We start from the raw sequence: 23,851 nt of genomic DNA on the forward strand, positions 1-23,851 counted from the left end.
TCTATGGGAGAAGAAAAAGATTTGATGCACAACCTGATATCGGAACTGCGCAGAGGAACCTTGATATTAAGCGTATTAAGCCAGCTGAGCGAGGCTAAGTACGGGTATGCCCTTGTGCAGAGCCTGGAGGAAAAGGGCGTGGAGATAGATCCCAATACCTTGTATCCGCTGCTTCGCAGGCTGGAGAAGCAGGGAATACTAACGAGCCAGTGGGATGTGGGCGAGTCAAAGCCGAGAAAGTACTACAGCAGGACTCCTATGGGAGACGACATATTCCGGCGCTTAAAAGAACAGTGGGAACAGTTGTCAGAAAATATGGAGCAGATATTGAGGGAGGAAGAGATATGACAGACAGGGAGAAGGAATTAGTCAACCGCTATGTCTATGAGGTGACAAAGAGGATCCCGAAAGAACAAAGAAGCGAGATTGAAATGGAACTTCGGGAACTGATCGAAGATATGGCAGAAGGGGCGCCGCTTGAGGAAGTGTTCGCAAAACTGGGGGATCCGGCAGTATTTGCCAGGAAGTACAGGGAAGATAAGAATTATGTCATCAGCCCGGAATACTACGATAACTATGTCTGGGTGATGAAGATCGCGGTTGCCTGCATATGGGCAGGGCTGCTTATCGCCATGGCGGTGAAATGCTTTATTGACTATCAGGATATCATCCGGATAGCCGGCGAGTTTATCAGTGACGCAGTCATGGCATCGTTAGCAATAGTTGGAACCGTTACCTTGATCTTTGCATTCCTGGAGAGACAGAAGATCAAAGTGGATTTGAAGCAGGAAAAGCCGTGGTCGCCGGATATGCTAAGCCCGATTCCGAATAAGAAGTCCAGGATCAGCAGAGGAGACTGTATCGCGTCCCTGATATTTCTTGCGCTGTTTAGCTGCCTGCTTATTTTTGCGCCGCAATTGATCGGAGCATATTCGGTAAACGGAAGGGATGTCTCATACGTGCCTGTCTTTAACCTGGGATGGTGGGATGTGATATTGCCGGTACTTCTTCTTGCGATGGCGGTGGGATTCTTCAATGAGATCATCCGCCTGATTTACGGATGCTACTGCAAGATGGTTTTGCTAAGCAGTATCGTGACCAATTGCATAGGTATCGTTCTTGCATTTATCGTGCTGAAGTTCCTGCCATTCTGGAATGCTAATTTCGCGCAGGAGGTTGCGACACAGCTTGATGATACATTTAAATTCAAAGTATTCTGGCAGAATAAGATGATTCTGGGGTGGGATGGAGACTTCCTGTCGAATGTCCTGCTGGCAATCATTGTGATCGCTTCCGTAGGCGAGATCATCACGACTGCGTATAAGACGGCCAGATATGGAACAGACAGATAGAAAAGAAGACACGCCTCCAGGATGCAATTCGCTTCCTAGGGATGTGTCTTTTGTTTTAGAATGCTTTCAAGGAATTACTGTGCCTTTGCAGCTTTTTCCTTTTTCACGATGCGGCTTAAGATAAAGGTAATGATAGCACAGAGTACTGCGGCAACCATTGCATAAGCCCATGTCATATTGTAGCCGGTCCTGCCATAATTATCCATCCAGCTGCCGACTAATGTATACATAAAGATGTCAGGCGTGTAGCCTAAGCAGGATGCAATACCAGATACACGGCCGCTCATGTTGAGCGGGATGCCTGCATCGTCATGCACTGCGAAGTACTGGCTTCTTACGGCGTAGATAAAGAACAGGCCGACGAAGAAGTTTGCTACTACCATAACGCAGAGGCTGGCCTTTGCCGGTACGACGATAAAGAGGGCGAAGGATAAAGCCAGACCGATACATCCGCCGATGATAACTTTAAAGCGAGATTTCATCTTATCTGCCAGGAAACCGCCGACAATACCGCCAGCACCCTGGATGAGGTAACGGATACCGCCGAGCGTAGCAGCTGATGCAGCTGATAATCCATAGAATTTCTGTGCAAATGTGGTTGCATATGCAATCAGTCCGTATACGCTGTAAGCAGTGAAGACGATTGCTACAAGCAGCCATACTCTCGGGATCAGAAGAACCTTGAACATACCTTTTGTAACGTCTATAAAGGATTCGGAATTCTCTTCCTTCTTTGTGTCTTCAATAAAGATAAAGTTAAGGATACCAATGATAATAACTACGATAGAGCATACTTTGATAGCCGCGGATGCTCCGGCAACTTCATCTGCAAAGTGAGTAAATGCAGCCGTCATGCCGAATACAAGCAGGGCATTCATGATACCTCTGAGTCCTTCCTGCAGTCCGAACAGACGTCCCTGCTCCTCTTCTGTACCAAGCATACGCGTTGCCTTGATACAAGCGGACCAGTAGGTGATAATGGTAGAGATACCCATAAGTACGAAGATAACACGGCTTATGGTATAGCCAGGGAATGTGGAGAACCAAAGTCCCAGGACACCCGTTGCGATAAAGGAGAAAGTAAGCAACTTTCTCGCTGAAAACTTATCGGCTATAATACCACCTATAAAATAAGAGAAAAGTGACATTGTCGCATAACCGGATGATAATAGTCCCATCTGCGCGTTAGACAGGTTCATTGCATTCTGAATCGGTACATAGAAGGTTTCTCTTATGTACGGCAACTGAAAGATGATTCCGGCACCAGTTGCTAGAAGAAGCAGAGTGCCATACTTCTTAATAAAAGCTTTGTTCATGATTTCGCCTCCAGATTAACTATAATAATTTAGTGGTGATATGGCGCTGCAGTCGCCCTATCTGTTATGAATGTAACAAAAAAAGAGAAAAGTAATGCCTTGACAGCGTTACTTCTCTCCTCACTCTTTGTAACTAACACGAATGATAAAATATTTGTGAAAAAAAGTCAATCAAAAAACTGGTAAAAATCGAAATATAATCATTCTGCACAAAAACGATGCTCCAATAATATGAAAAATAACCAATTGACTTTTTGCGCAAAATGGTTTTATACTATATGCAGTTACCGAAAGAGATTTTCAGAGAAAAGTAACCAGCGTGGCAGGAGTTCCCTGCTCGTGTTGTGTTACTTTTCTTTTTTTACTTTATAGGAAAGTTCTCCTTTCGGAGAACTTGGGGACTAAAATAGCCCGCTCAAAAGCGGGCATAGTGAATCAGACGGTTTGGATTAAAAGATGTAAAAGCCCTCTTCACCAAAATCGTCATCATCAAGGTTATCAAATTCATGTAAGAAATAATCCATATCCAGAAGTTCGTCGTCACTCATGTCATGGACTTCTTTAGAAGTCATACCTTCTGGTGGATTTTTAATGTACTGTTCCCTTAGTTCCTTTGCGAGTTCTGCTTCTGTTATACGTTTCATAGTGTGGCCTCCGTTCTTAAGATATATTGAGTTTATCATGAGAAAAGAGGTTTTGGAAGATATGAAAACGAGGCAGGCGAACGACATCTATGTTTTTGCATAGCCTTTTCGTATAATTCATGCAAAGGAACAGGATTATGATTAAAATATAGTTCTAAAAATAGCATGGTTTTTCCACAGTTCGGACATTTTAAAGGATCGTAACCAAAAGAATGTAAGATTGAATCACGCCACCTATTGAGTGAAAGAAAAAAGTTATGTTTTTCTCTGGAAATGGCTTTTCGTAAAAAATTGTCAGAATTACGGTGACGAGCGTAAATACCATAATAGCGAATCATTTTAAAATGTTTTTCAGGGATGTGTTGTGTTAAGCGGTCAATGAATTCCAAAACAGGAACAGTTTCTGTAATAAGTTTATTGTCTTCATGACGGTTGTAATGGAAGGTGACAAAATCACCATCGTAAGAATCAATGCGAGAAGTAGCAATAACAGGTCTGCCAAGATAACGACCGATATATTTGATAACCTGAGAAGGATTACACTTGTTAGGCATGGCGCGAACATAAAAACCATTTTTATCTTTTGCATAGATAGCAGATTTTACTTTTTTGAAAGCTGGACCTATTTTTTGATGGAGTTCATTTAAAAGAGCAGTTTGGAACGCATCACGTAAAAAATGATAGTTAAAATGTTTGAAGTGTCGCCAGGAAAGAGTATTACCAACACCACCTTCAGAAACAAGGCAGTGAATGTGAGGATTCCATTTTAAATCTCTGCCAAAGGTATGAAGGACGCAAATAAATCCAGGAGTAAATAATTCAGATTTATTTTCTTTATGGAACATACGAGAAATCACGCTGTTGACTGCCGAAAAAAGGCAGTTAAGAAGAGAACGGTCTTTAAGAAAAAAAGGCCGCAAAGAATCATCAATGGTAAAAACACAATGCCGATGTTGTACATCAATAATCTTAAAAGACATAGCAGTAGTTCTGTCAATGGAATACATGTTACCACAAGTTGGACAGAAGCGAGAATGACAACGAAAAGCAGTAAATTTGAAATTACCACAATTGGGACAAATATACATGGCGCCACCATAAGATGGATCGCCACAATGAATCATTTTTTCTACATTCTCAACAATAGCATCACGAGGATGTTGAAGATAAATCATTTCTTCATAATGTTCGATAAAAATTTTTTGTAAGATATTCATAAGACCATTATGAAGCAAAATGAAGCAAAAAGAAACCCCTATCCCTCATGATTGAGGGGCAGGGGAGTTGAAGTGTCGAAGACACTATTTTTATTCCCATTTATCTCCTACGGTGAAGAAGTAAAGAAAAATGCGTTATAATGAAATGAAAGGAGCCCAGAGTCATGGCAATTATTTCAAGAGAACAAATCGTAGAAGGATTAGTTGATATCCTTGGAAAAGATCAGGTCGTAACAGACGAGCAGGTATTAAAAGAAAGCAGTATCGACAGATACAGAAAATATGAGCAGGTATGCGAAGTATATACGCAGCCTATCCCGGCAGCAGTGGTATATGTTAGGAGCGCCGAGGAAGTATCAGAAGTGCTGAAATTCGCTAATGATAATGAAATTAACATAGTGCCAAGGACAGGGCACTCCGCGATCGAGGGCGGACTCGAGACAGCCCTTAAGGATTCTGTCGTAATCGACGGCTCTACTATGAATAAAGTAATCAAGGTAGATGAGTACAACATGCAGGTTACCTGCCAGTGCGGCGTGCCGCTTCAGGAACTGGATGACATGCTTAGAGAAAGAGGACTTACGACGGGACATTCCCCACAGTCCAAGCCGCTTGCACAGATGGGCGGGCTGGTTGCGACAAGAAGTATCGGTCAGTTCTCTACCCTGTATGGCGGTATCGAAGATATGATCGTAGGATTGGAAGCAGTATTTCCGAACGGCAAGATCTGCAGAATCAAGAATGTACCAAGGCGTGCGGCAGGACCGGACATCAGACACATCATCTGCGGCAACGAGGGAGCGCTCTGCTTTATTACAGAAGTTACATTAAAACTCTTCAAATGGCAGCCGGAGAACAACCGTTATATCGGATACAAGCTGGATGACGAGCATATGAAACTTGGATTTGACTGCCTGCGCGAGGTTATGGTAGCAGGATATAAGCCATCTTTCGCAAGACTTTATGATGCGGCAGATGCGCAGCAGCACTTCAGTTCCTGGCTGGAAGAAGGCAAGGCAATCCTGATCTGGATGGCAGAGGGCCCGGCAAATATCACTCCTGCGATCGAGGAAGGCATCAAGGATCTGATGTCCAAGCATCCGGAACTGGAAGAAGTAGACCCGAAGCTGATCGAGAAATGGTATGGCGGACTGAACTGGGGACCAGAGCAGATTGCGGAAGAGAAGGAAGAAATCAAGGCTACCCAGAACATCGGCATTACGACAGAGGTATCCGGAAACTGGGATAATATTTATGAAATCTACAAGACTGCATGTGACAGAATCATGGAAGAAGTACCGGATATGACGTTGATGGGAGGGCACTCTTCTCACAGTTATATCAATGGAACGAACATGTATTTCGTATACTATTACAATATCGTAGACTGCGCTCCGGAAGAGGAGATCAACAAATATCACGACAGAATTAACCAGATTATCTGCGAACAGGTTATCAAATACGGCGGATCCATCGTTCATCATCATGGACTTGGAAAGGCAAGAGCAAGATATGTAACAGAGGAGTATGGATCTTCCTACTATATGCTGAAGACTCTGAAGCAGGCATTCGATCCAAACGGCGTTATGAACATGGGAACATTGATTCCGCTGCGTAAATAATCCATGAAGATCTTAGGGTGTTTCAAGATAGTTCCGGATCTGGATTTTATTGCACAAGAGGACTGGATGGCAGATGGACAGCTTCAGGTAGACACTAGTTACGCAAAACTGCTGTGGAACTGTTTTGATGAAGGAGCACTGGAAATGATGTTAAGGCTTTCTGATTTATCAGAAGGCTTTGATGTCGTATATGAGCTTAATGCGCTGACGGTCGGCAGGCTCCGTCATGAAACCTTTTTAAAGACCTTGTATGCGCTTGGATTTAGCCATGCTGTCAGGGTAGAGGCAGAAGAGGATGTGGACTTAAGATTCTGCCCGGGCCTGATTGCAGATGTAACAGCAAAATATGTAAAAGAGACGGCTTCTTCGGACGTGATCGTTATGGGGACACAGAGTTCGGATGGCAGCAACATGAAGACGCCGCTGCTTCTTGCGGAGAGGCTTGGGTGGACATGCATCACGCAGGTGACAGCGATGGAGCCGGTAGATGAAAAGCATCTGAAGGTAACCAGCCAGGAAGACGGAAAGACAGCGGTACAGGTTGTGACGGTTCCCATCGTGCTGGCGGTAGGAAATGCGCCTTGCGCCTATTTAAGGGTTCCTACGCTGAAAGACAAGATGAAACTGGGGAAAAGACCAATCGAACATATCAGCCTTCATGAAGAACTGGCAGAAAGCCAGAGCCGGAATGTAGAACTTAAGGGGCTGACACCGATAGATGACAGCAGGGATACCATACTGATAGAAGGAGAGTCGCCGCAGGAGAAGGCAGAGAAACTGTACGAGATGTATTTGAAAGGGAGGCTTGAAAGACTATGAAATATCATTATATTATAAATGCCTATTCTGATGATGCCATCTGCCAGATGGAAGAATTCCATGCGTTCCAGGATGCCTTCCTGAAAGATTCTGAACAGGGCGAGGTCTATATTCTTTGCAGAGGCAATGAAGATATAGAACTGCTTGCAAGGCATATCGCTGAAAACGCGGTTGTGGTGGCTGCGCCGGACTATTCCCCGGAGGCTGTGCTGGAGGTCCTTGAACAGGAGGCGGATTCCGAAGACCTTTATATTTTCGGGAGCGGTTATAGCGGCATCGAACTTTCTGTAAGACTGTCCGAAAGGCTTGGGGGAAGTTCCGTAACGTCCGTCCATGCTCTGGAGGCGGGGGAACCCGTGACGGTAAGGAAGATGGTCTATGCAAACCATATGGAAGGCACGTTCGCGATGAAGAAAGGACCTTACTGTATCTCGCTTGCGAAAGGAATGCAGCGTAAGGAGGCACAGGAGGGCATATTCCATATTGAGAGGGAACTTCGCTGCAGAAAAGGAAACGATTTTGTGGTTTCCAGGGAGACCATGAAAGAAGAGACGGCCGGAGGCCTGAGCGATGCAAAGATCGTGGTTGCAGCCGGAAGAGGCATTCAGAATAAAGAAAATGCAAGGTTCCTTGAGGAAGCGGCAAAAGCCTTTGGCGGAGAACTTGGGGCAAGCCGTCCGGTGGCGATGAATGCTTGGACGCCTATGAGCAGGCTGATTGGCGTGTCCGGGAAAATGATCGCGCCGGAGGTCTGCATTACAGCGGGCGTATCCGGGGCCGCGGCGTTTTATGCAGGAATTGAAAAGAGCAAGTTGATCGTAGCAATTAATACGGACGAGCAGGCGCCGATCATGAAGAAGGCAGATGTGGCAATCGTGGATGACTTCATGCCGGTAATCCAATCTCTGCGCAAGATTGTAAAAGAGCAATAAGGATACGCTGGGGTAAGAATAAATGACGGGGGATGGGCATATGAGACAATTGATTTATACGATGAAAGAACAATATGAAGAGTTTTTAATAGACGAGTCAAAATTCTCCGGATATGCGGACAGCATTTCTTTCCCGGAGAGCCAAGAAGAGATGCAGGAAGTGCTTCTGGAACTGAAAAAAGGACGGGTACCCGTGACTATCCAGGGAGGAAAGACTGGAATTACCGGAGCAGGCGTTCCCAAAGGCGGACATGTCATGAACCTGTCCCATATGAATAAAGTTAAGGACAGCGTCCTGCTGGAGGACGGGACCGGGCTGATCACCGTGGAGCCCGGCATTAACCTGATCGATCTCGGGAAAGAGATTGCCGCGCGGTTCAGGAAGACCCCCTTATTCTGGCCTCCGGATCCTACCGAGAGTTCAGCCACGGCAGGCGGTATTGCGGCGACGAATGCCCAAGGCATCTGCCGGCTTCTATATGGACCAAGCAGAGATTATTTCGCGTCTTTAAAACTTTTGAATAGCGATGGAGAGATTATGGCGATAGAAAAAGGGCAGAAACTGACCCTTGCGTCAGGCAGGGAAATCGACAGGATGGATGCGGTGCTGGGAAAGGAAGGAATCACCGGGGCAATCTGCGAACTGACGCTGAGACTGATTCCGAAGCCGCAGAGCCAGTGGGGGATTGCGTTTTTCTTTGGCAGCAGCGAGGATGCAGGGAGGTTTGTCGATATTCTAAGGCTCGACATGCCGGAATGCGAACATGCGAAGGTAGCCGCGGTAGAATACATTGATCGGATGGCGATGGACCTGATCGAGGAGCATAAAACTACGATGACGAAGATCAAGGAACTGCCGGATATCGGGGAAGAGACCAAAGGCATGGTCTATATAGAACTGCACGGAGACGAAGAGGAAATAGAGATCCTTGCCGAGTCCTTGATGGAATCGGCGATGGTATGCAATAGCAACCCGGAAGAGGCGTGGGCCGTATCCGGCGAGACGGATGTGGAAAAAATGCATGCATTCCGCCATGGAGCCGCAGAGACCTCCAATCTATATATCGAGAAAGTGCGGCAGATGGATGAGCGGATTACCAAGCTGGGAACAGACATGGCGATATCCGGCACGCCATTTTCAGAGATTCTTTCTTATGTAGAAAAGGAACTTCACGATGCCGGATTAAAAGGCAGCGTATTTGGCCATGCTATGGAAAATCATCTGCATATAAATATACTGCCTGAGAATTACGAGGAATATGAGGCGGGAATCCGGCTGATACGCCAATGGGCATCGCAAGTGAGAGAACATCAGGGGAAAGTGGTCAGCGAACACGGAATCGGCAAGCTGAAGCTGGAGATACTGGACGGATTCGTGCCGGAGCGCTATATAGGGCTTTGCAAAGAATTAAAAGAGCAGCTGGATAAAGACAGCCTTTGGAACAATGGAAATATATTTAAAGAAGAGGAGGCTGCCATATGAAGATCGCAGTATGCATGAAGCAGGTGCCAGCTGCCTCCGAAGGGAATATGGATCCTGAGACAGGCGTGCTTATCCGGGCAGGGCTTCAGGCAATTGTAAATGTATATGATCTGGCGGCCTTAGAGGCCGCCCTTAAAATAAAGGAAACATACGGTGCAGAAGTCCATGTATTCACGATGGGACCGCAGAAGGCAGAAAGCGTGCTTCGGGAAGCATTTGCCATGGGGGCGGATGAAGGTTTCCTTATCTGCGATAAGGCCTTTGCGGGCGCCGACGTGCTTGCCACATCCTATACGCTGATGCAGGCAATTAAGTCAGCGGGAGATTATGATCTGATCCTGTGCGGCAAACAGACGACCGACGGTGATACCGCCCAGGTAAGCGGCGCGCTGGCAAGGTGGATGGGTATGCCGCAAGCAAGTTGGGTGACCGAAATTGTAAAAGTCCTTCAAAATGCAGTTGATGTAAGATATAATATGGATAATCGGACGCTATCGGCGCGGGTTGCATTGCCCTGCCTGCTGTCTGTTGAGAAGGATTCCTTCGTGCCAAGGATGCCCTCGCTCAAACTTAAGATCAGCGGAAGAAAGAAAGAGATCCGTCTGCTGGGGATCCATGACTTTATAGATCAGGAAGAAGAGCATTATGGCCTAAAAGGATCAGCCACAAGAGTGAAGAAGATATTTCCGCCCAAGCGTACGAAGCGGCAGGATGTAGCGGTATTGGAAAGAAAAGAGGCGGCGGAATATATTCTGAATATCTTAGAGGTGGACAGGCAGGAGGAACAGATATGAGACAGGCAAACATAGAGGAATGGTCTAAGATCCTGGTATATATCGAGTGCAGGAAAGGGAAGATACATCCGGTAGGGCGCGAGTTGATCGCAGAGGCGTCAAGGCTTGCAAAAAGGCTTGATATGCCGGTCTATGCGGCAGCGATAGGCAGTGATCTGGAGAAGATAGAGGGGCAGTTAAGCGGCTGCCCGCTTGAGAGACTCTATCTATACGAAGCGGCGGACGAGTATAGCCCGCTTGCATATGAGAAGATCCTGGCGGATTGTATCAAGGAGATTAAGCCTTCCATCGTCCTGATCGGTGGAACTTCTGAAGGAAGGGCGCTGGCGCCCAGGCTTGCAGTTGTCTTTGAGACTGGCTTGACGGCGGACTGTACATCCCTTGAGATTGATGAGGAGGGCAATCTGGTGCAGATCAGGCCTGCGTTTGGCGGAAATGTGATGGCCAGCATTGTGACACGCTTTACAAGGCCTCAGTTTGCCACAGTAAGGCCTGGGGTGATGGAGCCGGCGTTCATAGAAGGACAGCCGGCCCCGAAGATCATAAGAGATTCGATTGATGCTGCTGAGGATGCATTTCAGGTCCTGAGTGTAAAAGAGGCGAATGTTACGGAGAGCATTGCGGACGCGCGCATTCTTGTCGTGGCAGGAAGAGGCGTCAGGAAGAAAGAGGACCTGTCAATGCTTGAAGAACTGGCGGGCCTTCTTGGAGGAAGACTTGCCTCAAGCAGAGCCCTGGTGGAGAAGGGATGGATGCCTGCGAAGTGCCAGATCGGCCTGTCAGGCAATACGGTGAGCCCGCAATATATCATTACCTGCGGGGTGTCGGGAACCGTACAGTTTATGGCTGGCATGAAGCATGCCAAGAATATCATCGCGATCAATAGGGATCCGGATGCGCGGATATTCGAGATTGCCCATTATCCTGTACTTGGCGACCTGTATGAGATCGTACCGGAGATGATCGGACGATTGAAGGCAAAGAAAGGCGATGATATTGCTGAAACTTAGATATCAATTAACAAAAGATGAGATAGAGGAAGCCTTGCTGGATCTGAACTGGAGAAAGGAAGGCATTTTCCGCAGTATAAACCTATGGGCTATGAGCCTGATTGGCGTCCTTTTGCTGGTCGGATATACGAGAAATCCCGGTCAGTTCTTTCTGTTCCTGCTCTTGCTGCTTGATATACTGCTGCTTCTATATATGGCATATGGGACTGCATACCTAAGAAAAAGAAGGGCCGGGAAGATCGCGGCGCAGGAGGGGGAATACCGGATTGAGATCACGGAGTCATACATCGTGATCGCAGATGCGTCTAAAAAGACAGAGTTATCCGGCAGAAAACTTCAGTTTCTTTGCTCCGAGCATGTATTGGTCATTCGGATGGACAGAGAAGTTGTTACGATTCCCCGGCGGATATTGACGAAAGACGAGTATGAGGCGATAAGAAGAGTTGCTGGGCTATACAAAAGTAAATTTATAAATATAATGACGGAAAAGGAGTAACAATATGGAAACAGAAGTACAAGAGAAGACCGTGAAACTATCGTTGAGGAAGGGAGTATTCTTTCCGCCCTGGCTTTTGCTGGTGGCAATGGTCGTAGTGAGCCTTACGAACGGCGAAGCTTTTATGGCAGGCCTTAATACGGTGACAAATTGGATACTGGGGAACTTTGCGTGGGCATTCAACTTGACGACGCTGGCCTGCGTGATCACCGTTATCATGGTATACTTTTCCCCGCTTGGAAAGGTGCGAATCGGAGGAAGCAAGGCAAGGCCAATGATGCGGTTCATCGATCTGGTGTGGATCACGCTATGCACGACGATTGCGGCAGGCATACTCTTCTGGGCATGCGCAGAGCCGCTGTATCATATGTATGCGCCTGCGGCAGTAGAAGGAGTCGAGGCAGGAACAGCCGGTTCCGCTCTGTTCGCTATGAAGACGATGTTTCTGGAATGGACCTGGTCTCCGTATGCGATCTATACAGTAGCGACCCTGATTTTCGCGTTCGTATTCTACAATATGAACCAGTCCTATTCCATGGGATCTGCGCTGGTGCCGGTCTTTGGAGAAAAGGTAAAGAAATACAACGGAGTCGTGGATGTCATCTGCCTGTTTGCCCTTGTAGCCGGAATGGCCGCATCGCTTGGAACCGGCACGATGACGATTGGCGGCGGCATTGAGAAGGTATTTGGCATCAAAAGTGACCCTGCGGCGTGGGGCGTGATTATCGCCGTTATCGTGACTACCTTCATCATATCAAGTATCTCAGGTATCATGAAAGGCATCCGGCTTCTGTCGTCTATCAATGCCAAGGTATATATGGTCCTTCTGCTGTTCCTGTTCGTATTCGGGCCAACGGCATTCATGCTGAACTTTTCCGTGGAATCATGGGGCGCTTATATTCAGGACTTTTTCAAACTGAGCCTGATGACGGGAGATGTATTCCAGGATAGTTGGGCAAAGAGCTGGCCAATCTTCTACTGGTGCAACTGGCTGGCATGGACGCCGATAACCGCTGTCTTCTTAGGAAAGATCCTGAGAGGCTATACGATCAAGGACGCGATTAAGTGTAACTTTGTTATTCCTGCAATTTTCAGCACCATCTGGATGGGACTTTTTGCGACGGCTTCCATTTATTATGAATTGAATGGCGCAGGAATGTATGATATATTGACGAATAAAGGAACAGAAGCAGTTGTATATGCCGTATTTGACCAGTTGCCTCTGGCCATGATTGTGATCCCGTTCTATCTGTTTATCGTGTTCATATCATTTGTCACAGCATCCGACTCTAACACGAATGCCATGGCAGGATTGTGCACGAGCGGCATTACGCAGGATGAGCAGGAGTCTCCGGCATGGCTTAAGATCGTATGGGGCATCTCCATCGCGCTTATGACGTGGCTGCTGATCAGTTTCGCGGGAATCGACGGAATCAAGGCAGCATCGAACCTTGGCGGCTTCCCGAATATGTTCCTGATCATCATTATGATCATTGGATTATGGAAACTAAGCCATAATCCGAAGAAGTATGATGTACACAAAGAAGATTACGACAGCAGCGGGCGGCCGATTGAATCGCCAAGGCTGCCGGTTGAAAAGGAGTAAGACGATATGTCTTTGACAAAAGAATACTTTATGGAAGCAACAGAAGCCTGCCCGGTCATCCCAGCCATCAAGAATGACGAATGGCTGGAAGGCTGCAAAGAGTCGGAGTGCGGGATTGTCTATATTATTTACGGAGATATCTGTACGGTTGCAGATATCGTGGATAAAGTGAAGGAAATGGGCAAGAAGGCAATCGTACATGTGGATCTGATTTTAGGCTTGTCGTCTAAAGAGATCAGTGTGGACTTTATTAAGAAGTATACGAAGGCAGACGGCATCATAAGCATGAAGCCGGCGCTGATCAAGCGTGCCAACGAGTTGGGCATGTTCACGATACAGCGGTTCTATATGATGGACGCGCTTACCTATGCGAATATCGTCAAGCATGTCAAAAACTGTAACCCGGATGTGGTCGAGTTCCTGCCGGCGGGATTGCCCAAAGTCATACAATATCTACTGGAAGAGATTGACAAGCCGGTGGTAGCAAGCGGGCTGATTCTGGATAAGGATGATGTCATGGGGGCCTTAAAGGCTGGCGCATTTGCAGTATCGACCACCAACCGGGAAATGTGGGACTGTTAGGAAGAAGGAGAATGAAATGAAAGCAGACATTGAATGTCATGGATGCTGTGTCCGGAAGGCAGAAGGACTTCTAGAACAATATCAGGTGCCGGATGAAAAGAAGGCACAGGTGATGGAAGCGGTTGAAAAGACGGTGAGAGAGGCCAAAGCAGAGGAATCAGCCCCGGAGATGATGGCTAAAGTCATGAGGATACTGGAAGCAGGAGTAGGTATTACTGATGCATATGATATCCCGAAGAAAAGATATAATGAACTTCTTTTGAGCAAAGAAGATGGAATATGCCAGGAGATCCGGCAGGAGAAGGATCCTTTCTTTTCTGCCCTGCAGTATGCCATTACAGGGAATTATATTGATTTTGGAGCAATGTCGGATGTCAATGAGGAGAAATTAAACGAACTGCTGGCAGATCGCCACAGCGTTACCCTTGATGCCGGGGAGACTGCCTTGCTTAGAAAGGAATTGGCTTGCGCGAAGAAACTGGTGTATATTACAGACAATGCGGGGGAGATCGTGCTGGATAAAGTCTTTATCCGCGTGATTGAGGAAATATTTCCGGAACTGGACATTACGGTGCTGGTACGCGGCGTACCGACTCTGAATGATGCGACGGTGGAGGATGCCGAATTTGCCGGGCTGGATCAGTTGGCCCGCATTCTGCCAAATGGCACGGATATCCCGGGAACGCCTCTTGAGGATATCAGCCAGGAGGCTTTAAAAGCAATCGATGAGGCAGATCTTTGCATTGCCAAAGGACAGGGAAATTTTGAGACTTTACGGGGATGCGGCAGGAACATATATTATCTGTTCCTGTGTAAATGCCAGCTTTTCGTGAAGAAGTTCCAGGTTGAGCGCTTCACCCCGGTACTTAGCAATGAAACAAGAATTGTGCAATATGCATAAAAGCCATCCTTCCCTTTTAACAACAATCACGATATTGACAAATGAATTAACTAGACTTAAAATAGATGTAGTTACTAAAAGAGCGGAAGAGAGAGTAACTTTTACCCACGGCAAGTGGGTGGAAGTTGCTCTCTTTTTGTTTCAGAGTTTCTATTGTGCGCAGGTAGAATCCGGAAGGCTCTTTTTAATAATAATGTCAAGAGTATATGGAGGTACAAAAAATGAGTTTGAATATGAATGATTTTTCTATGGATTTCTTTTCACTGAAGGGTAAGAATGCAATCGTAACAGGCGGAAACAGCGGACTGGGACAGGCATTCGCACTGGCGCTTGCAAAAGCAGGAGCAAACATCTTCGCATTTGCATTTGTAGATGATGACGGAACAACCAAGAAACTGATCGAAGACTGCGGCGTAAAATACACATTCATGCAGGGGGACCTAACAGAAGACGGAATGTGCGACAAAGTAGCAGAGAAGTGCGTAGAGACCTACGGAAGCATTGACATCTTAGTAAACTGCGCAGGCATCTGTAAGATCGCAGACGTACTTGACTTTGGCAGGGCAGAGTGGGATCCGATGATTGCCATCAACCTGACAGGCGCATTCGACTTAAGCCATGCAGTTGCTAAATACATGATCCCTCAGAAGAGCGGAAAGATCATCAACATCTGCTCCCTGTTCTCCTTCCTTGGCGGACTTGGATCACCTGCATACGCAGCCATGAAGGCAGGACTTATGGGTCTTACCAAGGCTTATGCTGACGAACTTGGAAAATATGGCATCTCTGTAAACGGAATCGCTCCTGGATATTTCCAGACAGCAATGACATCCGGTACAGGAAGCGCCAACGATGAGAAATATAACAAGATCAAAGATCATATTCCGGCTGACCGCTGGGGCGAGAGACAGGATCTTATGGGCGCGACCGTATTCCTTGCAAGCCATGCTTCCGACTATGTAAACGGAACCGTGCTGGTAGTTGACGGCGGATACCTTGTAAGATAATTATTTGAATCAAATAACACGAAGAAAGAGGTTTGGATCATGAATGAGAAATATATTATCGGAATCGATGAAGGATCCCAAAGTGCAAAAATTCTTATATTTGACACAAAGGGAAATATTGTATGCGAGGCAAAGCACGCATTAAAGGCATATAACCTTCCGAGGCCGGGCATCGTGGAGCATCCGGATGACGACTGGTGGGATGCGATCTGCGAGGCAGGAAAAAAATGTATGGCGAAGTTCGAAGGGAATAAAGAAGACATTGTAGGAATCGGACTGTGCACGATCCGTTACTGCCGTGCCTATCTGAAAGCCGATGGCACGCTGGCCCAGCCGGCGCTCAGCTGGATGGACATCCGCGTGGCGCACCCTTACGAGCATACCAACCCAGATGTAAAATACATCGTGGCATCCTCCGGCTATATTACTCATCGCCTGACCGGCGAGAAGAAGGACACGGTTGCGAACTATGAAGGCGTATGGCCAATCGACGTGGACAACTGGGGCTGGTCAGAAGATCCGGCCGTATACGAGGCAACCGGCATGCCAAGAGAGATGCTCTTTGACCTGGTAATGCCGGGAGATATCCTTGGATATGTCACGGAGGAAGCGGCAGAAGCCACCGGCTTCCCACAGGGACTTCCGGTTGTGGCAACATCAAATGACAAGGCTGTAGAAGGGCTGGGAACCGGATGCATGGGCGATACAACGGCATGTATCTCTCTTGGAACCTATACGGCAGCCATGATGGAGGGAAAAGAGAACTTAAAGGATACAAAATGCGTATGGCCGAAGTTCTCCTGCGTTCCGAACAAATACCTCTATGACAGCAACGGAATCCGCCGTGGAATGTGGACCATCAGCTGGTTCAGGGATATCCTTGGGGACAGCTACATCAAGGCGGCCAAGGAGAAAGGCTTATCTGCGGAAGAACTGCTAAGCGAAGAAGCAGAGCAAGTACCAGCAGGTTCTGACGGCCTGATGACGGTGCTTGACTGGCTGGCACCAGTGGACGCCTTATATAAGAAGGGCGTAATGATCGGCTTTGACGGAAGACATACAAGAGGCCATATCTACCGCTCTATTCTGGAAGCAGTTGCACTGACGATGAAGAAGCATGTAGATGATATGTGCGATGAGCTGGGCGTCAGTCTCGACAAGATCATCATTACCGGAGGCGGTTCCAATAGCGACTTGTTCATGCAGATATTCGCGGATGTATTCAATATCCCATCTGTGCGTAACGAAGTAAACGGAGCAGCAGGGCTTGGCTCTGCAATCTGCGTAGCTGTTGCGGCAGGCGTATATAGCAGCTTTGACGAAGCAGTTGCCAATATGGTAAGGATTAAGGACGCATTCCAGCCAGATCCGGAGAAGGTGGCATTTTATGAGAAAATGTTCCCAATCTACACGGATATAACCAAGCATACGGACGAAGTACTGAAGAAGTCTTACGAACTCTTCCAATAATTTTATATGAAGCCACTTATCTTGATCACGAATGACGATGGCATCCATTCGCCGGGCCTTGCAGCTGCGGCATGTGCGGCGGCAGATCTTGCGGATATCTTGATTGTCGCCCCGCACACCCAGCAGACAGGTATGGCAAGAGCATTTCCAAGAACCGAGGATGCCGGGATAATAGAAGAAGAATGGATACAGATTAACGGGCAGGAAGTGAGGGGCTATGGGGTTCATGGCTCCCCGGCTCTTGCCGTTGCGCATGGCGTGCTGGAACTGGCAGAGCGAAAGCCCGACCTGTGTATCAGCGGCGTCAATTATGGCGAGAATATGGGAGCCGTGCTTACATGCAGCGGCACGCTGGGAGCGGCATTTGAAGCCGTAAGCCATGGCATTCCCACCATCGCCATATCCCTGGAGGCAGAACTTGCCATCCAGCGATCCAATGATTTCAGGCAGACAGACTGGGATGCGGCTAAAAGGATGCTTCATTCATGGATAAGCCGGGTGTTGGATAGAGGGATGCCGGAGTATGTAGATCTGATCAATATCAATATGCCGGCGGGCAGCGGACATCCTGACGAATTTAGGATCACATCCTTAAGCAGGCAGAATTATTTCGAATTCATCCGGCCAAAGGCCAGGAATTTAAAGGAGCCCTTTGCGCTTAAGTCCAGGCTGTCTGTAGATATGGATACGCTGGAAAGAGACAGTGATATCCATGCGGTGTATGTGGACAGGATTACCTCTGTCACGCCGATTAATATGAATATGTCCATAGGTTTAAAAGAAGCGATGGTGGAAAAATATATGTGAAGAAACAGGCCTTTTTATGGAGGCTTGTTTTTACTGTTATTTCGATTGACTTTAAAGGGCAATTTGATAGGATGGAGTTAACAATAGATTTTGTTAATACATTTTTTCTGAGGGCGTACGAGGAGCCACCAGACGGGAGAACTATCCACCGGTATGTACAGCCCGGACAGAGTCTGCTGATCGGCCGTCCGGCGGGCAAGTACCATGAACTGGATAAGGAGAATGTAGATTGGGATAGTTTTGACCATACGCCAAGACAGCAGCCGAAGAAGCCGGATCCGGCCAAGGCGAAGGAAACGATGCGGGATCTGTGGGGAACATTTACGGAAGAACAGGTAAAAAAGGAGACGGAACGATGCCTTGGATGTGGGGCAACCGTGGTGGACCAGAATGTATGCGTGGGCTGCGGCATATGCTCGACCAAATGCAAGTTTGACGCGCTCCATCTGGAACGCCGGTATGACGCCCATGAAGTCCCATATGAGAAACTGATTGTAAACCACATGGCACCGACTTTGATGAAGCGGGGAGCAAAGATTGCGGCCAGGAAGGCCAAGGACATCACGCTTAGCAGAAAGAGAAGGCAGAATTGAAGGTAGAGGCATATGCATGAACTTGGAATCGTATTTAGCGTAGCGGATAAGGTGCTGGAAATCGCCAGGGACAATGACCTTACAGAGATTGTGGCCATTACCATGCAGATTGGGGAGATCAGTTCCGTGATTCCGGATTATCTTAAGAAATGCTTTCCGGCGGCTGTGGAGAGAAGCCCGCTTTTTGCGCATACAGAACTGAAGATCGAGATTCTTCCTGCCAGGTATCTGTGCCACAGCTGCGGAGAATCCTTCAGTCTGGAACAGTTCAAAGAAAGCGGCGGCTGTCCGGCCTGTGGGGAGCAGGATTTCCTGGAACTTCTGACCGGGCGGGAGTGTTTTATAAAGAATATAGAAGCATATTGATCAGATTTTAAGAGCGGCACGACATCTTAGGATGCCAGGCCGCTCTTTCTTAGTTAATTTTCTTCAACAATCCAGGTATTCCTTAGATATTCCGGCATGGCCTCGTAGAAAAGGCCGGCCAAATCCTCCGGCGTCATATCCTCCGGGGTATTGAGCCATTCCTGCAGAATGCCTACGCATCCGTGGCAGTATAGGCTTATGGTATAGCGGTCACGCACGCTAAGCGAAGTCTGACCCGTGGAAGACAAGTAGCATTTCTCGACGATTCCAAAGGAATAGGAATATAGGAATCCAGAATGGGCATTCTGTCCGGATGAGCGGAAGGCACGCCGATAGTACCAGGAGTCCTCGGCGATTCCCCTGCACATATGCAGCAGGAATTCCCTCCAGCTGCGGCAGACCCGCTGGCCGATCAGCCGTTCCGCCAATACCATGGAATTAAAGTTCAAGACATCATACTTGTCATGGAAATATCGGTAGAATGTGGACTTTGAAACACCGCTTTGATTGATGATCATTTCCACGGTGATTTTTTCAAAGGGCATATGGTTTAGTAATTCATTAAAGGCATCGAAAATGCGTTGCCTTGTATAGGAACTGTGGGTCATGGCAAACCTCCCGTCAATCATTCTACGGCAGTAATCTTAAGTAATATTATAAATGATAGGAGTCGGAACTGCAAATAATTATGTGCACAGCCGCACATTTCTGTGCTATGATTCGTTAAATAAAGTGAAAGGAGGGCTTCATACATCCATGGATATAGAAGAACAGTATGATAAAGTGTACCGATACTGCTACCTGCGGATCCGGCATCAGCAGACGGCAGAAGATATTACGCAGGAAGCCTTCCTACGTTTTTTGGAGGTCCATTCTTACCGGGAGATAGGGAAATGTCTTGCCTATCTATACACGATAGCCCGCAACCTGTGCACGGATTATTATCGGAAGAAAAAGGAAATGCCGCTTCCGCAGGACTATGAATTGGCGGGGGAGGATGAGCAGGATGGCCTGATACAGACGATGGAACTTAGAAAGGCCGTAAAACAGCTTAAGGAAGAGGAACAGGAACTAATCCTGCTTCGGTACGTCAATGACGTGCCAATCAATGATATCGGAAGAATCATGGGCATCTCCCGGTTCGCGGTTTACCGCAGATTAAGGATATGCCTGAAGCAGTTAAAAGAAGAGTTGGGAAGGAGGGAGGATTATGAAGAAAGAGATAAAAGCAGGACTTAAGGAAATATATGAAGCGCCTCCGTCGCTTAAAAAAGATGAATTCCTTCAGAGGATTGGCGAGCCGGAACTGACCCATCTCGAATTCCTCAGGATGCAGGTACATTATATCCGCAAAGGAAACTGGCTGATATCAGTAGTCTTTTTTCTGTCAGCGCTGTTTGCGCTTAGGCAGGCAGAACTTGAACTGCTGTGGCCCATATCTGCATTTGTCCCGTTTCTGGCGTTGTCTGTGGTAGCGGAGAACAGTCGTTCTTTGAGATATGGGATGGAGGAATTGGAACTGTCATCAAGATTTTCTCTAAAGGCCATCGTAATGGCAAGAATGGGCGTGATCGGTTTGGGCAATCTTATGCTGCTTTTGATTCTGGCAGCCTTTGTTTGGAGGAGGTCTTCGCTTTTGACAGCCGGGGTCTATCTTCTGCTTCCATATCTTTTGGCCACATTTTTGAATCTCATGCTGGTCAGGAAGGTAAGCGGCAAGGAGAGCATCTACTCTTGCCTTGGAATGACGATTCTGGCGAGCGCTGCCTCTGTATTACCAGGGGTGATGAACATTTCTATCATGGGGCTAATGCGCTCCGGCTACTGGGCTGCGCTTCTTGCGGGCACTGCCATACTTGCGGGGCGTGAAATTAAAAAATTATTACAACAGTCGGAGGAACTGGTATGGAATTAATCATTGACCGATTATCGAAACAATATAAGAACAAGATTGCCGTTGACCGGATATCCCTGACGCTTCATCAGGGCGTATATGGACTTCTGGGAGCAAACGGGGCAGGAAAGACTACGCTGATGCGTATGCTGTGCGGAATTTTACGGCCTACAAGCGGCACGGTCATGTTTGAGAATATGGATGTATCAACGGAAGACTACCGCAAGGAACTGGGGTATCTTCCCCAGGATTTTGGATATTATCCTAATTTTACGGGGAGAGATTTCCTGATGTACATGGCGGTGCTGAAGGGAATGACGAAAAGCCGCGCCCAAAAGCGATGCGCAAAGCTGCTGGATGAGGTGGGATTAAAAGAAATGGGAGATAAGAAGATTAAGACTTATTCCGGGGGCATGAAGCAGAGACTGGGAATTGCCCAGGCTCTTCTAAGCCACCCAAGGATATTGATCTTAGACGAGCCCACCGCCGGGCTGGACCCAAAAGAGAGGGTGCGCTTCCGGGATATGATCGCAGCGTTGGGAAAAGAAAGCATCGTGATTCTCTCCACCCACATTGTATCTGATATTGAACATATCGCTGACCGGATATTGCTGATGAAGGACGGACAGATTATTTTCAATGGAACACAGGAGGAGATCGGAGAAGATTTAGAAGAGTTCTATTTGAAGCAGTTTGAGGAGGTGGGAGAACATGCGTAGTTTCTGGTTGCTGACTGGTTTTGAGTATAAGAAATTATTTCAGCGTAAGATCGTATGGATAACGCTTGCAGTTATGATTGCAGCCTGCATCCTTCTGCCTTGCATTTCCTACATGGCTACCGGTTATACCATTGATGGGGAACCTGTCAATGGATATGATCTGAAGAAAAAACATGTCGCCCAGGACAAGGAAGCCAGTGGAACCAGGCTTGATGGGAAGACGCTCAAAAATATGGAGGAGTCCCCGTCAGATATTCCCGGCGGGCTATTCAACATGGTGTACTATATCACTGGCGGATGGGAAGTTGATGGCCTAAAGGAACAAGAACTATACCAGATCCGTGAGAACAATATAGAGGCAAATTGGGAGAGCGCCAGGCTTTCCAAGGGAGAAAAAAAGTATATGGCAGAGCAGGAAGAGAAGATTGAAAAACCTCTGACATATGAATATTCAGACGGATACCAGGAGGCAGGCACGCAGATGGTATTTGTCGGGCTGCTGCAGACGCTTCTGATTGCCATCTGCATTCCATCCGTATTCGCGGAGGAACATATAAGAAAGACGGATCAGTTGAACTTATGCACGAATATGGGGAAGAAGACGCTGTATCTGGCCAAGATTGCGGTAGGTATTTCCTTTTCGCTGGCGGCCACGGTGATGATGGCTCTGGCAATAACAATTCCTACATTTTTGATAAATGGATTGGAAGGATTTGATGCTCCGATTCAGTCTTTTGCCCCGCTGGAGTCATGGGCGATGACCGCTGGAGAACGATTGCTGATCATGATGGCGATGGGGCTTCTGGCAGCGATCCTGCATAGCGCGGCCGGAATGCTGATGTCAGAGAAAGCAAGGGGCAATGTAGCGCCGATGGCGGTGATGGTAGGATTTATGCTGGTATCCCTCTTTGCAACCGTGCCGGATCAGTACCGAGCGCTTGCGCAGGCCTGGGATTTGGTTCCGGGCAATGTCCTCTCCGCGACAGGCCCATTCGGCGTGCGGCTGTTCCAGATATTCGGAAGATATCTGGCTGCCTGGCAGGTGGTGCCGATTGTCTACCTTGCGGTCGCGGCAGTATGCATCGTACTGGGTGGCCGCTTATATAAAAACTACCAGGTGAGCGGCAGATAAGTATATTTGCTCAAATGATTCGGGGATTCTGCATCTTGCAGAATCCCCGTTTGGTATTGAAGAACCAAAGAAATTATGGTAGCATAAAAACCAAATCAGACATTCTTTTTTATTCTATGGCAGATCGCCGATTAATCCAATGTTATGATTTCAATCCAATGATGTCAGGGGGGATGCGCTTGCGTGTGATTTTTTGACTTTTTATCTGTTAAGAAACTTTTGCTTGTGATAAGATGAAAGGAGAAACCTATGGACAAAAAACAAAACTTAATACCATTGCAAGAGTTGAACCTTACCAGCCGCTTCCTGTTCGACGAGGTGCTGGAGGATCCCCAGATCCATCAGGACGTCCTGGGCATTATATTCCAGAGGGACATCCCGCTGCTTGAGAAGAATGAGACGGAGAAGGAACTCCGGGTATCGCCGCTTCTGCGCTCCATCCGGATGGACGTATTCTCCATGGATGAGGAGAAGGCCGTTTATAACACGGAGATGCAGCAGAAGAGAAGGGCGGATCTGGCGAAGCGCAGCAGATATTACCAGTCCCTGGTGGATGCCGGGCTTCTGGAGCCGGGCGTGCCGGATTACAATCGGCTGAACACGTCGTATATCATAATGATCATGCCTTTTGACCTGTTCGGGCATAAGAAGTATGTATATACGTTTCGAGCCAGATGCGAGGAGGAGCCGGAGTGCCTGCTGGAGGATGGTGCGACGCGGATCTTCCTGAATACCCGGGGAGAAAACGATGACGAGGTGCCCCGGGAACTGGCAGAGTTCCTGCATTATCTGGAGGAAACCACGGATGAGAGGGCGGCAAGCACGGACAGCCAGCGGATCAAGCGGATCCATAGGCGGGTGCGTAAGGTGAGGCTCAGCGAGGAAGTCGGGGTGAAGTATATGCAGGCTTGGGAAGAGAAATATTATGAAAGGGAAGAAGGAGCGCATAATAAATTAAGGGAACTGGCGGCAAAGAAATATCGCAAGGGGATGTCTGTGAAGGAGATTGCAGAATTGCTTGAAGAGAGTGAAACGACGGTTCAAGAACTGCTGAAGGAGTCAGAGATGAGATGATCTAATTTCAAGAAT

General features: G+C 47.5%; 26 protein-coding genes. 22 read left to right on the forward strand and 4 right to left on the reverse strand.

Annotated features, from left to right (window positions below; all coding sequences use genetic code 11):
• Nucleotides 1–3 precede the first annotated feature (3 nt).
• Nucleotides 4–348, forward strand: a complete 345-nt coding sequence (locus tag HDCHBGLK_RS07630) for a PadR family transcriptional regulator (RefSeq protein ID WP_025645357.1) — start codon at nt 4–6, stop codon at nt 346–348.
• The gene (locus tag HDCHBGLK_RS07635; RefSeq protein WP_004607773.1) at nt 345–1,352 is read left to right on the forward strand and encodes an HAAS signaling domain-containing protein; all 1,008 of its coding nucleotides are present in this window, start codon (nt 345–347) and stop codon (nt 1,350–1,352) included. The genes HDCHBGLK_RS07630 and HDCHBGLK_RS07635 overlap by 4 nt, the downstream gene beginning before the upstream one ends.
• Nucleotides 1,353–1,426: 74 nt before the next feature.
• On the opposite strand, the gene HDCHBGLK_RS07640 is transcribed toward HDCHBGLK_RS07635, so the two are convergent.
• The 3 genes from HDCHBGLK_RS07640 to HDCHBGLK_RS07650 all read right to left on the reverse strand — a co-directional run bounded on the left by HDCHBGLK_RS07640 (nt 1,427) and on the right by HDCHBGLK_RS07650 (nt 4,529).
• Nucleotides 1,427–2,668: an MFS transporter gene (locus HDCHBGLK_RS07640; protein WP_004607772.1), complete on the reverse strand. Its 1,242-nt coding sequence runs from the start codon at nt 2,666–2,668 to the stop codon at nt 1,427–1,429.
• A gap of 449 nt (nt 2,669–3,117) precedes the next feature.
• Nucleotides 3,118–3,312, reverse strand: coding sequence for a hypothetical protein (locus HDCHBGLK_RS07645; RefSeq protein ID WP_004607984.1), 195 nt, complete (start codon nt 3,310–3,312; stop codon nt 3,118–3,120).
• Between the two features lie 35 nt (nt 3,313–3,347).
• Nucleotides 3,348–4,529: an IS91 family transposase gene (locus tag HDCHBGLK_RS07650; protein WP_039909242.1), complete on the reverse strand. Its 1,182-nt coding sequence runs from the start codon at nt 4,527–4,529 to the stop codon at nt 3,348–3,350.
• A gap of 164 nt (nt 4,530–4,693) precedes the next feature.
• Here HDCHBGLK_RS07650 and HDCHBGLK_RS07655 point away from each other — a divergent pair, with 164 nt between their 5' ends.
• From HDCHBGLK_RS07655 to HDCHBGLK_RS07730, 15 genes are all read left to right on the forward strand, one after another.
• Nucleotides 4,694–6,151, forward strand: coding sequence for an FAD-binding oxidoreductase (locus HDCHBGLK_RS07655; RefSeq protein WP_004605350.1), 1,458 nt, complete (start codon nt 4,694–4,696; stop codon nt 6,149–6,151).
• 66 nt (nt 6,152–6,217) lie between these two features.
• On the forward strand, nt 6,218–6,970 hold the full coding sequence (locus tag HDCHBGLK_RS07660) for an electron transfer flavoprotein subunit beta/FixA family protein (RefSeq protein WP_230104731.1): 753 nt from the start codon (nt 6,218–6,220) through the stop codon (nt 6,968–6,970).
• Nucleotides 6,967–7,902 carry an electron transfer flavoprotein subunit alpha/FixB family protein gene (locus HDCHBGLK_RS07665; protein WP_004605352.1) on the forward strand — a complete coding sequence of 312 codons (936 nt, stop codon included), beginning with the start codon at nt 6,967–6,969 and terminating at the stop codon, nt 7,900–7,902. Before HDCHBGLK_RS07660 ends, HDCHBGLK_RS07665 begins: the two co-directional genes overlap by 4 nt.
• 40 nt (nt 7,903–7,942) lie before the next feature.
• Nucleotides 7,943–9,385, forward strand: coding sequence for an FAD-binding oxidoreductase (locus tag HDCHBGLK_RS07670; protein WP_039909324.1), 1,443 nt, complete (start codon nt 7,943–7,945; stop codon nt 9,383–9,385).
• Nucleotides 9,382–10,179: an electron transfer flavoprotein subunit beta/FixA family protein gene (locus HDCHBGLK_RS07675; protein WP_004605354.1), complete on the forward strand. Its 798-nt coding sequence runs from the start codon at nt 9,382–9,384 to the stop codon at nt 10,177–10,179. The genes HDCHBGLK_RS07670 and HDCHBGLK_RS07675 overlap by 4 nt, the downstream gene beginning before the upstream one ends.
• Nucleotides 10,176–11,189 carry an electron transfer flavoprotein subunit alpha/FixB family protein gene (locus HDCHBGLK_RS07680; protein ID WP_004605355.1) on the forward strand — a complete coding sequence of 338 codons (1,014 nt, stop codon included), beginning with the start codon at nt 10,176–10,178 and terminating at the stop codon, nt 11,187–11,189. Before HDCHBGLK_RS07675 ends, HDCHBGLK_RS07680 begins: the two co-directional genes overlap by 4 nt.
• Nucleotides 11,170–11,685: a hypothetical protein gene (locus HDCHBGLK_RS07685; RefSeq protein ID WP_004605356.1), complete on the forward strand. Its 516-nt coding sequence runs from the start codon at nt 11,170–11,172 to the stop codon at nt 11,683–11,685. The genes HDCHBGLK_RS07680 and HDCHBGLK_RS07685 overlap by 20 nt, the downstream gene beginning before the upstream one ends.
• A gap of 4 nt (nt 11,686–11,689) precedes the next feature.
• Nucleotides 11,690–13,291 (forward strand): BCCT family transporter, encoded by a 1,602-nt coding sequence (locus tag HDCHBGLK_RS07690; RefSeq protein ID WP_004605357.1) that lies wholly within the window; start codon nt 11,690–11,692, stop codon nt 13,289–13,291.
• A 6-nt stretch (nt 13,292–13,297) separates the two neighbouring features.
• Nucleotides 13,298–13,873, forward strand: coding sequence for a glycerol-3-phosphate responsive antiterminator (locus tag HDCHBGLK_RS07695; protein WP_004605358.1), 576 nt, complete (start codon nt 13,298–13,300; stop codon nt 13,871–13,873).
• Nucleotides 13,874–13,889: 16 nt separating this feature from the next.
• Nucleotides 13,890–14,774, forward strand: a complete 885-nt coding sequence (locus HDCHBGLK_RS07700) for a damage-control phosphatase ARMT1 family protein (protein WP_004605359.1) — start codon at nt 13,890–13,892, stop codon at nt 14,772–14,774.
• Nucleotides 14,775–14,995: 221 nt separating this feature from the next.
• A complete protein-coding gene (locus tag HDCHBGLK_RS07710; RefSeq protein ID WP_039909317.1) occupies nt 14,996–15,781 on the forward strand; it encodes an SDR family oxidoreductase in 786 nt (261 codons plus the stop codon).
• A gap of 39 nt (nt 15,782–15,820) precedes the next feature.
• Nucleotides 15,821–17,251, forward strand: coding sequence for an FGGY-family carbohydrate kinase (locus HDCHBGLK_RS07715; protein WP_004605362.1), 1,431 nt, complete (start codon nt 15,821–15,823; stop codon nt 17,249–17,251).
• Between the two features lie 21 nt (nt 17,252–17,272).
• Nucleotides 17,273–18,058 (forward strand): 5'/3'-nucleotidase SurE, encoded by a 786-nt coding sequence (surE, locus tag HDCHBGLK_RS07720; RefSeq protein ID WP_233440746.1) that lies wholly within the window; start codon nt 17,273–17,275, stop codon nt 18,056–18,058.
• A gap of 71 nt (nt 18,059–18,129) precedes the next feature.
• Nucleotides 18,130–18,651 carry a 4Fe-4S binding protein gene (locus tag HDCHBGLK_RS07725; protein WP_230104733.1) on the forward strand — a complete coding sequence of 174 codons (522 nt, stop codon included), beginning with the start codon at nt 18,130–18,132 and terminating at the stop codon, nt 18,649–18,651.
• Nucleotides 18,652–18,663: 12 nt separating this feature from the next.
• Nucleotides 18,664–19,017, forward strand: coding sequence for a hydrogenase maturation nickel metallochaperone HypA (locus tag HDCHBGLK_RS07730; RefSeq protein ID WP_004605365.1), 354 nt, complete (start codon nt 18,664–18,666; stop codon nt 19,015–19,017).
• A 53-nt stretch (nt 19,018–19,070) separates the two neighbouring features.
• Here HDCHBGLK_RS07730 and HDCHBGLK_RS07735 read toward each other — a convergent pair whose 3' ends face one another.
• Nucleotides 19,071–19,625: a TetR/AcrR family transcriptional regulator C-terminal domain-containing protein gene (locus HDCHBGLK_RS07735; RefSeq protein WP_009249880.1), complete on the reverse strand. Its 555-nt coding sequence runs from the start codon at nt 19,623–19,625 to the stop codon at nt 19,071–19,073.
• 148 nt (nt 19,626–19,773) lie between these two features.
• Here HDCHBGLK_RS07735 and HDCHBGLK_RS07740 point away from each other — a divergent pair, with 148 nt between their 5' ends.
• From HDCHBGLK_RS07740 to HDCHBGLK_RS07760, 5 genes are all read left to right on the forward strand, one after another.
• The gene (locus HDCHBGLK_RS07740) at nt 19,774–20,256 is read left to right on the forward strand and encodes an RNA polymerase sigma factor (RefSeq protein WP_039909319.1); all 483 of its coding nucleotides are present in this window, start codon (nt 19,774–19,776) and stop codon (nt 20,254–20,256) included.
• Complete coding sequence (locus HDCHBGLK_RS07745) at nt 20,228–20,932, forward strand: hypothetical protein (RefSeq protein ID WP_004605368.1); 705 nt, start codon at nt 20,228–20,230, stop codon at nt 20,930–20,932. The genes HDCHBGLK_RS07740 and HDCHBGLK_RS07745 overlap by 29 nt, the downstream gene beginning before the upstream one ends.
• Nucleotides 20,923–21,630 carry an ABC transporter ATP-binding protein gene (locus HDCHBGLK_RS07750; protein ID WP_004605369.1) on the forward strand — a complete coding sequence of 236 codons (708 nt, stop codon included), beginning with the start codon at nt 20,923–20,925 and terminating at the stop codon, nt 21,628–21,630. The genes HDCHBGLK_RS07745 and HDCHBGLK_RS07750 overlap by 10 nt, the downstream gene beginning before the upstream one ends.
• A complete protein-coding gene (locus HDCHBGLK_RS07755) occupies nt 21,623–22,762 on the forward strand; it encodes an ABC transporter permease (protein ID WP_004605370.1) in 1,140 nt (379 codons plus the stop codon). Before HDCHBGLK_RS07750 ends, HDCHBGLK_RS07755 begins: the two co-directional genes overlap by 8 nt.
• 249 nt (nt 22,763–23,011) lie before the next feature.
• Entirely contained in the window at nt 23,012–23,836 is an 825-nt protein-coding gene (locus HDCHBGLK_RS07760; protein WP_004605371.1) for an Rpn family recombination-promoting nuclease/putative transposase, read from the forward strand.
• Nucleotides 23,837–23,851 lie beyond the last annotated feature (15 nt).

Source organism: [Clostridium] scindens ATCC 35704, assembly GCF_004295125.1.
Classification (GTDB): Bacteria; Bacillota; Clostridia; order Lachnospirales; family Lachnospiraceae; genus Clostridium_AP; species Clostridium_AP scindens.